Origin of the sequence: Flavobacterium yafengii (assembly GCF_030010375.1) — a bacterium.
Classification (GTDB): Bacteria; Bacteroidota; Bacteroidia; order Flavobacteriales; family Flavobacteriaceae; genus Flavobacterium; species Flavobacterium yafengii.
Genome location: NZ_JASCRY010000004.1, coordinates 19,660 through 32,881 on the forward strand (window position 1 = coordinate 19,660; position 13,222 = coordinate 32,881).

Genomic DNA, 13,222 nt, shown 5'->3' on the forward strand with positions numbered 1-13,222 from the left:
TTTTACGGTTCAAAATTTAGAAAAATAAATGGGCAAAATCATCGCGATTGCTAATCAAAAAGGTGGAGTTGGAAAGACTACAACGTCTGTAAATCTAGCTGCTTCACTGGGTGTTTTAGAAAAAAAAGTGTTACTTATTGACGCTGATCCACAGGCAAATGCGTCTTCAGGATTAGGTATTGATGTTGAATCTGTTGAGATAGGTACGTACCAAATTCTGGAACATAGTCATACGCCAAAAGAGGCCATCATACAATGTTCTGCTCCAAATGTGGACGTAATTCCATCGCATATTGACCTTGTTGCTATTGAAATCGAATTAGTCGATAAAGAAAACAGGGAATATATGCTTAAAAAAGCATTGGAAAGTGTCAAAGACGAGTACGATTATATCATCATCGATTGCGCTCCATCTCTTGGATTGCTTACGTTGAATGCTTTGACTGCTGCTGACTCTGTGATTATTCCTATTCAATGTGAGTATTTTGCACTGGAAGGTTTAGGAAAATTATTGAATACGATAAAAAGCATCCAAAAAATTCACAATCCGGATTTAGACATCGAAGGGTTATTATTGACCATGTTTGACTCGAGATTGCGTTTATCAAACCAAGTAGTTGAAGAGGTTCAAAAACATTTCAATGACATGGTTTTTGACACCATTATTCAAAGAAATGTAAAACTGAGCGAAGCACCAAGCTTTGGAGAAAGTATAATAAACTACGATGCAACAAGCAAAGGAGCAACTAATTACTTACATCTGGCTCAAGAAGTTATAAAGAAAAACAGTAAATAGTTTTATGGCAAAAGCAATAAAAAAACAAGCCTTAGGAAGAGGATTATCTGCGTTATTGAAAGATCCGGAAAATGATATAAAATCCGTTGCCGATAAAAATGCCGATAAAGTTGTAGGAAATATTATTGAGCTTGAAATTGAAGCAATTGAAATAAATCCGTTTCAGCCAAGAAGTAATTTCAATGAGGAATCATTGAGAGAATTAGCGACTTCTATTAAAGAATTAGGTGTTATTCAGCCTATCACCGTACGTAAATTAGACTTCAATAAATACCAATTGATTTCGGGTGAGCGTCGTCTTCGTGCGTCGACTCTTGTGGGATTGAAAACAGTTCCTGCTTACATTCGTATTGCAAATGACAACGAATCATTGGTTATGGCTTTGGTGGAAAACATCCAGCGCCATGATTTAGATCCAATTGAGATTGCACTTTCGTACCAACGTTTGATTGACGAAATTCAATTAACCCAGGAACAAATGAGTGAGCGTGTGGGAAAAAAACGTTCTACAATCGCTAATTATTTGAGACTTTTAAAATTAGATCCGATAATCCAAACCGGAATTCGTGATGGTTTCATCAGCATGGGTCATGGTCGTGCGATAATCAATATTGAAGACCAAGATATCCAAACTGATATTTATCAAAAAATCGTCAGTCAAAATCTATCCGTTCGCGATACTGAAGCTTTGGTAAAAAACTATCAGGAAAGTTTAAAACCTAAACCTGCCGGTAAACCAAAAGCAGCTTCATTTGAAATTGCAGATGCCCATAAAAGTACTTTTACAAATTATTTTGGAACCAAAGTCGATGTGAAAGTAGCAGGAAACGGCAAAGGAAAAATCACTATTCCATTTCATTCTGAAGAAGACTTCAACAGAATTATTAAATTAATAAACGAGTAGTGCATAAAATTATTTTCATAGGTCTATTCCTTTTTATTGCAGGAAACACTACTGTTTTTGCCCAAACGGAAACAGAAGCAGTGCTTGTCGCAAAAGATACTTTGAAATCAAATGACATTGATCCATTGACTCCTGCAAAAGCAGCTTTCTTTTCAGCAATTTTGCCGGGTTTAGGTCAGGCTTACAATAAAAAATACTGGAAAATACCGCTCGTTTATGGAGCCATTGGAACCAGTCTCTATTTTTATATCGATAGCAATAAAAAATACCATCAATATAGAGACGCTTATAAAAGTCGATTGGAAGGATATGTTACCGACGATTTAGCTTTCTTAGATAATAATCGATTAATCGCCGGACAAAAATTTTATCAGCGAAATCGTGATTTATCAGCATTATTTGTTGTGGCTTTTTATGCCTTAAATATTATTGATGCTAATGTTAATGCGCACCTATTGCAATTTAATGTGGATGAAAACTTATCGATGAGACCAGTTCTTTATCAGAATGATGTAACATTTAAGACTAATGTAGGACTAACATTTAATTATAATTTTTAGAAGCCAAAAGCTTAAATAAAGAAAAAATAGCTCATTATGTCATTAATTAATAAAATAGGGAAGAAATATTTTTTTATTATTACTACAGTTTTGTTATTAATCACTTTAATAAATTATTCAGAAATTAAAGAGCTTGAGACTATTCGAATGAATAATTTCTTTTCTGGATTTATCGCTGGATTTTTAATAAGTCTCTTGTTTGCGGGAATCGTAAATTATTCAAAATTTAAAAAATAAACAAATGAAAATTGCGCTTTTAGGATACGGAAAAATGGGTCAGGTAATTGAAAGAATTGCACTGGAAAGAGGTCATGAAATCGTTTTGAAAAAAGATGAAAATAATACTTTTGACGGTCTTTCAAATGCTGATGTGGCTATAGATTTCAGTGTTCCAACTGCTGCAGTCTCTAACATTTCCAGTTGTTTCCATGCTAATGTCCCTGTAATTTCAGGAACAACAGGCTGGCTAGAACATTATGATGAAATGGCGGCACTTTGCACAGCTAAGAACGGTGGTTTTATCTCCAGTTCTAACTTTAGTTTAGGCGTGAATATTTTCTTTGAACTCAATGAATATTTGGCAAAAATAATGTCAAAATTTGACAGTTACTCGGTTGATATGGAAGAAATTCATCATACCCAAAAACTAGACGCACCAAGTGGCACAGCGATTTCATTAGCCAAAGGAGTAATTGAAAACAGTTCGTATACCAACTGGACATTAGAAAAACCTGAAGCGAAGCAAATTCATATCGAAGCAAAAAGAATAGGAACTGTTCCGGGAACGCACACCGTAACTTATAATTCTGTTGTTGATGCTATCGAAATAAAACATACCGCACACAATCGTGAAGGTTTTGCTCTTGGTGCTGTAATAGCAGCCGAATGGATTGTGGGAAAACAAGGGATTTTCACAATGAAGGATGTATTAGAATTTTAGAATTAGACAAATAGACTTTTAGATAGTTCGATTTTTAGAAATCATAAAACTTTCTGATTTTCGAATAAACAAATAACCGGTTAACCAAATAAACATATTATGTCAGTATATCAATGGTTTATATTTTTTCTACTTGTACAAATAGTTCACTTTTTAGGAACATGGAAATTATATGAAAGCGCAGGAAGGAAACGTTGGGAAGCAGCTATTCCAGTATACAACGCTATTGTTTTGATGAAAATAATAGGCCGCCCTACTTGGTGGACCATTTTACTTTTTATCCCAATTATTAATTTGATTATGTTTCCTGTAATCTGGGTAGAAACATTGAGAAGTTTTGGAAAACGATCTGGATTAGACACTTTTTTAGGGCTTATAACTCTTGGATTTTACATCTATTATGTCAATTACACTCAAAAATTAAATTATATAGCTGACAGAAGTTTAAGCCCAGAAAACAAAGCAGCTGATACCGTTAGCTCTTTACTTTTTGCAGTTATCGTAGCAACTTTGGTTCACACCTATTTAATTCAACCGTATACAATTCCTACCTCTTCCTTGGAAAAATCCTTATTGGTAGGTGACTTTTTATTTGTAAGCAAGATGAATTATGGTGCCCGAATTCCAATGACAACTGTGGCATTGCCAATGGTTCACGATTCGATACCTTTAGTTCAAAAAAAATCATACTTAACTTGGCCACAGTTACCTTATTTAAGATTACCGGGAATTCAAAACATAAACAGAACGGATATCGTTGTATTTAACTGGCCGGTTGATACCGTTTATAGATTTTTTGACACTTCAAAAAGACGCGCATTCAAACCAGTAGACAAGAAATCGAATTACGTTAAAAGATGTGTTGGAATCCCTGGAGACAACTTGTCTATAAAAGACGGCATGATTTATATTGATGGCAAACTATTGGAAATGCCCGAAAGAGCAAAACCACAATTCTCTTATAAAGTAGCATTAGACGGTAAAACGCCAATCGATTTTGAACATTTACTTAAAGAGATGGACGTAACTGACCCTGTACTTGTTACTGATGAAACGAGAAGAGATACATTATTCTTTAGTGCATTAACAGCTGCCGGAGCGGAAAGATTGAAAAATGTACCCGGTGTAACTGGAGTAACAAGACAAATATCTAAAGTTGTTGATCAATCTAATAATGGAAAAGGTGTTTTCCCACACATAAATAAATGGAACGCTGATAACTTCGGTCCAATCTATGTCCCAGAAAAAGGAAAAACTGTTGCTTTAACAACAGAATCATTGCCATTTTATAAAACCATAATTACTGATTATGAAACAAATGAAAATGGAGAAAAAAACGACCTTAAAGTAACAGGAAACGAAATAAGACTAAACGGAAAAGTAGTTAAAGATTACACTTTCCAACAAAATTATTACTGGATGATGGGTGACAACCGTCATAACTCTGAAGACAGTCGTTTTTGGGGATTTGTTCCTGAAAATCACATTGTAGGGAAACCTATTTTCATCTGGTTAAGTTGGGATACAAACGGTAAAGGTTTGAATAAAATACGTTGGGACAGAGTTTTTACAACTGTTAGCGGTGAAGGCCAACCTCAATCTTATTTTAAATATTTCCTAATCGCTTTAGCGGCATTTTTCATTGGAGATTATTTTTGGAAAAAAAGAAAAGAGGGAAAAAATTAGTCAAAAGTTTCAAAGTAAAAAGTCATAAAGCTTCTATTTAATTTAGCTTTATGACTTTTGACTTTATAACTTTAAAAACTTTAGACAAATATGAACATTCTCATCCATCCAACCTATTTCCCATCGATTAGCCATTTTGCAGCCATGGTACAATCGGAAAATATTACCTTTGAAGTAGAAGATAATTTTCAGAAACAAACCAACCGCAACCGCACTTATATTTATAGTCCAAACGGGATTCAGTTATTGAACATCCCTGTAAAACATTCGAAAGAAAGTCATCAAAAAACAAAAGACATCAAAATTGAAACTGATTTTGACTGGCAAAAACAACACTTCAAATCATTAGAAGCTGGATACCGAAGTTCTCCTTTTTTTGAATTTTTCGAAGATGATATCAGACCAATTTTCGAAAAGAAATACACTTTTTTATTGGATTTAAATTTTGAGGTTTTAGCCATTCTATCAAAATGTTTTCGCCTGAAATTAGATTACACGACAACAACGGAATACTTTCATGATGTTAATACAGCTACAATCACAGATTTTAGGGCTTTGGTAAACGGGAAAAAAGACCTTTCTTTATTCGAAAGTTACACACAGGTTTTTGATGACAAACATGGTTTTATCAACAATCTTAGCGTTCTGGATTTGCTGTTTAATGAAGGGAAATATGCAATGGATTATTTAAAAAAACAAGAACTGATTCTGAAATAAAATTCCTGATTAAATTTTATTCCAAAGACAATCTTGCCATAATAGGAAAATGATCTGAGTTTATAAATTTCGGAAAATTTTCAAATTTCTTTACTTTCATTTTCTCGTCAGCGAAAATATAATCAATTCTGGCTGGATAATACCTGAATTTATACGTCTCTCCAAAACCTTTCCCTGCTTCTTCAAAGCTATCTTTCAACTTTCCTTTGATGCTTCGGTACACGTAAGAAAAAGCGCTGTTGTTCATGTCTCCACAAATGATAATTGGATACGTACATTTCATTTTATGCTCCTTAAAAATCTCCGCTTGCTGTTGTTGTTGCTTGAACGCTTTACTGATTCTAATAAATAACATTTGTGATTTCTGCTGATTAATCGCATCGATATTTTCATCAATTTCATTGACATCAGGAGAAATTTTGATGGATTGAATGTGCATATTATACACTCTTATAATATCTTTTCCTTTTTTTACATCTGCAAAAACAACGTTATTACTTGAATTTGGAAAAATAATATTTCCTTGGTCAATAATCGGGAATTTAGAAAAAATAGCTTGTCCCGTTTTAATTTGGTTTCCATCGGTAAAAATATATCTGTGCGGATACACTTTCAAATCAATATCAGCAGAGGAAGAGTATTCCTGAATACACAATATATCAGGATTTTTATCATTAATGAACGTGAGAATATCTGAAGGAACATCGTCTCTGTCAATCCATTTAAAAACATTAAACAGACGAACATTGTAACTCATTACGGTAAAATCTTTTTCTTCTTTAGGAAACTCTGGCGAAGAAAATTTATAAAATTTATTTATAAAAGTAATTCCTATCAATAAAACCAAACCCGAAACTATCAATTGTTTTTTGAATTGCAAGGCCCAATAAACAAAAAATAAACCATTTAAGATAAAAAAAAGCGGCATGAAAAGTGTCAAAACAGACAAAAGGGGAAAAGATTTAGGCGCCAAAAAAGGCAGAACATAGGCAATAAAAGTTACAATTGTAAGGACTATATTCAAAAAAAACATTCCTTTATTAAACCACGAAAGATTTTTCATTTTCTATATTTTTTAGTAAGACAATATCTAAAATCTCATTTGATACTTATTTCCCAACTTTGAACAAGAATTCTTTTTCTTCTTTTGTCAAACTATCATAACCTGACTGACTGATTTTGTCTAAAATTTCATCTATCTGTTGCTGAGATTTATCTTTTGCAACTATTTTCGAAACGCTTTTTACCAAAGGCTTACTGTAATTTTTATGAACTTTTTTGAATGGTGTTGTCGTATTTTTTTTGAACAAATTTGCAAAAAAATCTATAATACGAATAACAACAGTACTTAAATCGGTTCCATTTTGAAGCAATTTAATAAAAATAAAACCAAAAAAAGCTCCAGAAAGATGAGAAATATGTCCACCCATATTTTCTGAACGCAGTTGCATTAAATCAACAATAATAATTACGGCAGTTATATGCCACAACTTGACATTACCAATAATCAATAAACGAAGATCCATTAAAGGATGATATGTAGTAGTTGCGACTAAAATAGCCATAATAGCAGCAGAGGCACCTACAATTGGAGCGTTAATATTTAAAACGTAAAACACCAGAATATAACAAATTCCAGCAAAAATGGCGCTCAATATGTACAAGCCCAGCAATTGCTTAGACGTAAAATACGTCATAAATAATCTGCCTGCAAAGTTCAAAACAATCATATTAAAAATAATATGCATGATTCCGCTGTGAAAAAAAGCATACGAAAGCAACGACCATGGTTTCCAAAGCAAATGTGTCGGATTAGAGGACAAACTCACATAATGAATGTAATCAATATTGACACCGAACAAGGATAAAAGTGCAAAAAACAACCACGGAAAAACAAACAAAGCTGCATTCCAAAAGATTAGCTGAGTCACTATTCCTCCCATTTTGTATTGTAATTTCAGGTCGTCAATAATATTCATAATTTAATTGGGATTTAAGAGCTGATATTTAGGTCGTACTACTTTAAAAGTGTTGCGTTTTTAATTCCAACGGTTTTTATTGAACTGATTTTTCTTCCAATACCACATAATAATAAAACCAAATAAAGCACCTCCAACGTGTGCAAAATGAGCAATTCCACCACCACCAAAAATTGATTTTCCAGAAATACCTAAATACAAATCGACCAATACTAAACCTGGCACAAAATATTTTGCTTTTATGGGAACAGGAATAAACATCAAAGCCAATTCAGCATTAGGAAACATAAAGGCAAATGCTACTATAGTTCCATAAATAGCTCCTGAGGCGCCCACTGCAGTACCCACATAAGCGCTTGTGAAATTTTGAAAATCAGAAACGGATATAAATTGTTGCCATCTTGTATCGATTTTACCCTCATTTAAAAGTTGCAAAATTTCTTGTTTAGGAAATCCGTTAGCTATAAGCGTATTCAAACTCTCTTGAAAATAGTAATAATTAACTCCAGTATGCAACAACGCAGCGCCTAGTCCACAGGAAATATAGAAAAATAAGAATTTCTTACTTCCCCACATTTGCTCTAAAGCAGATCCAAAAGAATACAACGCAAACATATTGAAAAAAATATGCATAAAACCTCCATGCATGAACATGTGCGTCACCGGTTGCCACAATTGAAAACTTGGGTTTTCTGGAAAATACAAAGCCAATATTTTATAGGCAGCATCACCTATTACCAGAGTACCTACAAAAAACAATACATTTATAATTATTAATTGTTTTACTGTCTCAGTTACGTTTCTCATAATGCAAATTTTTTATCTAAATCTTCCACACGCATCGTGATGAAAGTGGGTTTATGAAATGGGGAAACATTTGGGTCTTTACAGGCAAAAAGTCCGTTTACCAAATTTTCCTGCTCTTTTTCTGTAAGGTGCGTTCCAGTTTTCACCGCTAAACTTTTGGCCATAGATTTGGCAATCGTATCATTCTGACTGAAACTGCTTTCTGGAATTCCGTCCTGCAAATCACTTAATAATTGTTCTAAAACCAATGAAACTTCGCTCTCCGTTACATTTACTGGTATTCCCGAAATAACAATATGATCGGTGTTATTTTCTTCGAAAACAAATCCGGTATTCATCAACGAAAGTTGTAACTCAGCGATAAGATTCATTTCGCTTGACGAAAAAAACAAGTTCAAAGGAAATAATAACTGCTGGCTTGATGCCTGATTCACTGTCATATTTACTAAAAACTGCTCATACAAAACACGTTGATGTGCGCGTTGCTGATCGACAATCACCATTCCAGATTTGATTGACGAAACAATGTATTTTTTATGAATTTGATAGGTTTTATGAACAGAATGCTCTACTTCTTCATCATTAAATAAAGAGGAAGTCACTTCTTCATTTTCGAAAGTCATCTGCCCTATTTCATCCGTATCTTGTTTTAAACCTACGTATAAACTTTCCCAATTAGCTGTTGGCTCCAGTTTTCTATAACTGGAAAATTGCTTGCTGGGTTTTTCTTCAGAGAAAGGATTAAAGTTGCCATCAACCTGAATCGTCGGCGTAGCACCTTCTAAATCTTTGTAATGATACGGTGTATCTAAATTAGAATCCCTATCAAAATCTAAAACTGGCGCTACATTAAACTGACCCAAACTATGTTTTATGGAAGCCCTTAAAATAGCATATAACGCATGTTCGTCATCAAACTTAATCTCCGTTTTAGTGGGATGAATATTGATATCAATAGTGTTTGGCGGCACCGATAAATATAGAAAATAACTGGGTTGCGCACCATCTTTCAAGATTCCGTCATAGGCGGCCATAACCGCATGATGCAAATAACCGCTTTTTATAAAACGATCATTGACAAAGAAAAACTGTTCTCCACGATTTTTTTTGGCAAATTCTGGTTTGCTCACAAATCCTTGAATCGTCACTATTTCTGTTTCTTCCTGAACCGGAACTAATTTTTCATTGGTTTTACCCGAGAAAACATTCACAATTCGTTGGCGTAAAGTAGAGGGCGGCAAATTAAACATTTCGCTGCCATTGTGATAAAACGTAAAATGTATTTTTGGGTGAGCCAAAGCCACACGTTGAAACTCATCAATAATATGACGGTATTCCACCGTATCCGATTTCAGGAAATTGCGTCGCGCCGGAATATTAAAAAATAAATTTTTGACAGCAAATGAAGTGCCTTTTGGCAAAACAGCAACCTCTTGCGATACAAACTTACTGCCTTCAATGATAATGTGTGTTCCAAGTTCTTCTTGATCTTGCTTGGTTTTCATTTCTACATGGGCAATCGCCGCAATAGATGCTAATGCTTCTCCACGAAACCCTTTGGTATGCAAAGAAAATAAATCTTCAGCTTGACGAATTTTGGAAGTGGCGTGACGTTCAAAACACAAACGCGCATCGGTAACGCTCATTCCTAAACCATTATCAATCACTTGTACTAATGCTTTCCCTGCATCTTTAAGAATTAATTTGATATCTGTTGCTCTGGCATCTACCGCATTTTCAAGCAACTCTTTGACAACTGAAGCTGGTCTTTGAACGACTTCTCCAGCAGCAATTTGATTGGCAACATGATCAGGAAGTAATTGAATTATACTCGACATTAAAAAATTTAAGTTTAAAGTTTAGCCCTTCGACTGCGCTCAGGGTGACAATAGTTTATTATAAAACCAAGATGTACAAATTTAATGAATTTCTATTGGGAATGGTAGCTTATTTAATCATAAAAAAAACAAAAAACCTATACTATTTATGAGACAGTATAGGTTTAATAATTAGTGTTTTTATTATTTATTCCTTCAACTCTAAAGGTGTCCCTTCTTCTAATTGAATAGCTCCGGCAGACAATAAATGTTGATTATCGATTTGATGTGACAACGAAGCCTGTTGACGAATATAGGCCATTTTGATAGCCGCAATAGCTGCTTCAGTACCTTTGTTACCGTGAATTCCTCCACTTCTATCAATAGATTGTTGCATGGTATTATCAGTCAAAACACAAAAAATAACCGGAATATCCGTTTGAACATTCAGGTCTTTAATTCCTTGAGTTACTCCTTCACACACAAAATCAAAATGCTTGGTTTGCCCTTGAATTACACATCCAATAGCTATGACAGCATCAACATTTTGTGTTTGCAACATTTTCTTTGAACCATATATAAGTTCAAAGCTTCCAGGAACATTCCAGCGAATAATATGCTGAGCTGGAACTTGGTTTTCTAAAAGGGCTTCAATAGCACCTCTATAAAGTCCTTCAGTTATAGCATCATTCCATTCTGAAACAACAATCCCAAAGCGAAAATCTTTCGCGTTTGGGATTGAATTTTTATCGTACTCGGATAAGTTTTTATTTACGGTAGCCATTTGATTTTAGAATTTTGATTTTAAAATTTCGATTTCAGATATTAAAGATAGCATTTTGAAATCAAAATTCTACAATCTTAAATCACCAATCTTATATCATTTTTTACTATTGTGCTAATCCTATCAAAACGTCAACTGAAGCAGCCTCTGGAGTTCCTTCAAAATTGTCTTTAATATCTGTAAAATATTTCAAAGCATCTGCTTTATTTCCTAATACTAAAGCTGTTTTCCCAGCTTTCAATAAGAAACGTGGTGTAGTGAAATCATTTTTATTTGATTCAGCAGCTTTTATGTAGTTTTCTAAAGCTTCTTTCGGTTGATTCTTTTGAGAATAAGCATCTCCAATTGCTCCTTTTGCCAAAGCTCCTAAAACAATATCATCTGATTTAAATTTACTTAAATAATCAATCGCTTCAGTATATTTTCCTGTATTCAAATAAGCAATTCCAGCATAATAATTAGCTAAATTTCCTGCATCAGTTCCAGAATATTCATCCGCAATTTTTAAGAATCCAAATTTACCTTCTGAACCATTCAAAGATAATTTATATAATGAGTCACTTGCTACTCCATCAGTTGCTTTTTGGAAATTTTGTTGTGCTACAAACATTTCATTCGCTGCTTCATCTTGTTGTGGTGCGGCAACGAATCTTTGGTATCCTAAATAACCAATTGTAAAAATAGCAGCAGCGGCAACTAAACCAATAATAACTTTTTGATTTTTAGCTACCCAATCCTCAGTTATTGTAGCAGTCTCATCTAATTTAGAAAAAACCTCAGCAGTTGTGCTGTCTTTTTCGTCAATGATTACCGCTTCAACTCCGTCTTTTACTTCTTTTTCTTTTGGTGCTTTATATCCTCTTTTATTGTAAGTAGCCATTTATTTTTAATTTAGTGAGTCGCAAAAATAAAATTTTTATTCAAACCGACATAAAAAATATGCTTTTATATTCAAAAAAATATTATAGGCGGTTCTTTCTTTCCAAAGGAAAAATAATTTCCATAGAAAAAATCTAAAAGCCATTTTTATCGATATTTTTCAATAATTTGCACCCACTTTGAAAAACCCGTTTAAAAACATCAAAGTTCTCAATACCAGCAAGCCTTACAGATGTATTTAAAAAAGATTTCATTATTCAATTATAAGAATTTTTCGGAAGCAAATTTCGATTTTGACAGCAAAATAAATTGTTTTGTAGGCAAGAATGGTATTGGAAAGACAAATGTGCTTGATGCAATCTACCATTTATCGTACGGAAAAAGCTATTTCAATCCATTAGCGGTTCAGAATATTAAACACGGAGAAGAATTCTTTGTGATTGATGCTGAATTTGAAAAAAACGAAAGAAATGAACAAATTCTTTGCAGCCTAAAAAAAGGACAAAAAAAGATATTGAAACGCAACGGAAAAGCCTACGACAAATTCTCGGATCACATTGGTTTTATTCCTTTGGTCATCATTTCTCCTGCCGACAGGGATTTAATTGTGGAAGGCAGCGAAACCAGAAGAAAATTCATGGACAGCGTGATTTCGCAATTGGATTCTCATTATTTACAACAACTCATTCAATATCAAAAAGTAATGAGTCAGCGAAATGCTTTGTTGAAATATTTTGCATTGAATCATGTTTTTGATACCGATACGCTCTCTATATATAATGAGCAACTTAATGGTTTTGGAGATTATATTTTCGAAAAAAGAAAAGAATTCATTGACCAATTTATTCCTATTTTCAACACACATCATCAAGCCATAACCGGTTCACAAGAAACGGTTCAACTGGTATATGAAAGTCATTTATTCGAAAAAGACTTATTGGCTTTATTACAGGAAAACATCAACAAAGACAGAGCTTTACATTACACAAGTGTAGGAATTCACAAAGACGATTTAGCATTTGAAATAGACCAACATCCAATTAAGAAATTTGGCTCTCAAGGACAGCAAAAATCATTTCTAATCGCTTTAAAACTGGCTCAATTTGAGTTTCTAAAAAAGCAAAGCGGCGTAAAACCCATTTTACTTTTTGATGACATCTTTGATAAATTAGACGAAAGTCGCGTAGCAAAAATCATAGAAATGGTCAACAGTGATACTTTTGGTCAACTTTTTATTTCAGATACACATCCGGAACGCACTGAAGCCATTGTAAAATCGACACATCAGACGTATAAAATTTTCAACTTATAACTTTTATTTAGTAATTTATACGGTTCGAAAATTGAAAAATT

General features: G+C 33.6%; 14 protein-coding genes. 8 read left to right on the top strand and 6 right to left on the bottom strand.

Annotation, left to right across the window (positions count from 1 at the left end; genetic code table 11):
• Nucleotides 1–28 precede the first annotated feature (28 nt).
• From QLS97_RS13020 to QLS97_RS13050, 7 genes are all read left to right on the top strand, one after another.
• Nucleotides 29–796 (top strand): ParA family protein, encoded by a 768-nt coding sequence (locus QLS97_RS13020; RefSeq protein ID WP_282717257.1) that lies wholly within the window; start codon nucleotides 29–31, stop codon nucleotides 794–796.
• 4 nt (nucleotides 797–800) lie between these two features.
• Complete coding sequence (locus QLS97_RS13025; protein WP_282717258.1) at nucleotides 801–1,700, top strand: ParB/RepB/Spo0J family partition protein; 900 nt, start codon at nucleotides 801–803, stop codon at nucleotides 1,698–1,700.
• Nucleotides 1,700–2,260 (top strand): DUF5683 domain-containing protein, encoded by a 561-nt coding sequence (locus QLS97_RS13030; protein WP_282717260.1) that lies wholly within the window; start codon nucleotides 1,700–1,702, stop codon nucleotides 2,258–2,260. Before QLS97_RS13025 ends, QLS97_RS13030 begins: the two co-directional genes overlap by 1 nt.
• A 36-nt stretch (nucleotides 2,261–2,296) precedes the next feature.
• Complete coding sequence (locus QLS97_RS13035) at nucleotides 2,297–2,497, top strand: hypothetical protein (protein ID WP_282717262.1); 201 nt, start codon at nucleotides 2,297–2,299, stop codon at nucleotides 2,495–2,497.
• A gap of 4 nt (nucleotides 2,498–2,501) precedes the next feature.
• The gene (gene dapB / locus QLS97_RS13040; RefSeq protein WP_282717264.1) at nucleotides 2,502–3,200 is read left to right on the top strand and encodes a 4-hydroxy-tetrahydrodipicolinate reductase; all 699 of its coding nucleotides are present in this window, start codon (nucleotides 2,502–2,504) and stop codon (nucleotides 3,198–3,200) included.
• Between the two features lie 99 nt (nucleotides 3,201–3,299).
• Nucleotides 3,300–4,886 (top strand): signal peptidase I, encoded by a 1,587-nt coding sequence (gene lepB / locus QLS97_RS13045; protein WP_282717266.1) that lies wholly within the window; start codon nucleotides 3,300–3,302, stop codon nucleotides 4,884–4,886.
• Nucleotides 4,887–4,976: 90 nt separating this feature from the next.
• Nucleotides 4,977–5,603 carry a WbqC family protein gene (locus tag QLS97_RS13050; RefSeq protein WP_282717267.1) on the top strand — a complete coding sequence of 209 codons (627 nt, stop codon included), beginning with the start codon at nucleotides 4,977–4,979 and terminating at the stop codon, nucleotides 5,601–5,603.
• Nucleotides 5,604–5,619: 16 nt separating this feature from the next.
• Here the strand turns inward: QLS97_RS13050 and QLS97_RS13055 are convergent, their stop codons facing one another.
• The 6 genes from QLS97_RS13055 to QLS97_RS13080 all read right to left on the bottom strand — a co-directional run bounded on the left by QLS97_RS13055 (nucleotide 5,620) and on the right by QLS97_RS13080 (nucleotide 11,870).
• Nucleotides 5,620–6,666 (bottom strand): endonuclease/exonuclease/phosphatase family protein, encoded by a 1,047-nt coding sequence (locus tag QLS97_RS13055; RefSeq protein ID WP_282717268.1) that lies wholly within the window; start codon nucleotides 6,664–6,666, stop codon nucleotides 5,620–5,622.
• A gap of 46 nt (nucleotides 6,667–6,712) precedes the next feature.
• Entirely contained in the window at nucleotides 6,713–7,582 is an 870-nt protein-coding gene (locus tag QLS97_RS13060; protein ID WP_282717269.1) for a rhomboid family intramembrane serine protease, read from the bottom strand.
• 60 nt (nucleotides 7,583–7,642) lie between these two features.
• Nucleotides 7,643–8,389 carry a rhomboid family intramembrane serine protease gene (locus QLS97_RS13065; protein WP_282717270.1) on the bottom strand — a complete coding sequence of 249 codons (747 nt, stop codon included), beginning with the start codon at nucleotides 8,387–8,389 and terminating at the stop codon, nucleotides 7,643–7,645.
• Nucleotides 8,386–10,227 carry a DNA mismatch repair endonuclease MutL gene (gene mutL / locus QLS97_RS13070; RefSeq protein ID WP_282717272.1) on the bottom strand — a complete coding sequence of 614 codons (1,842 nt, stop codon included), beginning with the start codon at nucleotides 10,225–10,227 and terminating at the stop codon, nucleotides 8,386–8,388. Before mutL ends, QLS97_RS13065 begins: the two co-directional genes overlap by 4 nt.
• 187 nt (nucleotides 10,228–10,414) lie before the next feature.
• On the bottom strand, nucleotides 10,415–10,990 hold the full coding sequence (ribH, locus tag QLS97_RS13075) for a 6,7-dimethyl-8-ribityllumazine synthase (protein WP_099713280.1): 576 nt from the start codon (nucleotides 10,988–10,990) through the stop codon (nucleotides 10,415–10,417).
• 106 nt (nucleotides 10,991–11,096) lie between these two features.
• Nucleotides 11,097–11,870: a tetratricopeptide repeat protein gene (locus tag QLS97_RS13080; RefSeq protein ID WP_282717273.1), complete on the bottom strand. Its 774-nt coding sequence runs from the start codon at nucleotides 11,868–11,870 to the stop codon at nucleotides 11,097–11,099.
• Nucleotides 11,871–12,101: 231 nt separating this feature from the next.
• Here QLS97_RS13080 and recF point away from each other — a divergent pair, with 231 nt between their 5' ends.
• Nucleotides 12,102–13,181, top strand: coding sequence for a DNA replication/repair protein RecF (gene recF, locus QLS97_RS13085; protein WP_282717274.1), 1,080 nt, complete (start codon nucleotides 12,102–12,104; stop codon nucleotides 13,179–13,181).
• The last annotated feature ends 41 nt before the right edge of the window (nucleotides 13,182–13,222 follow it).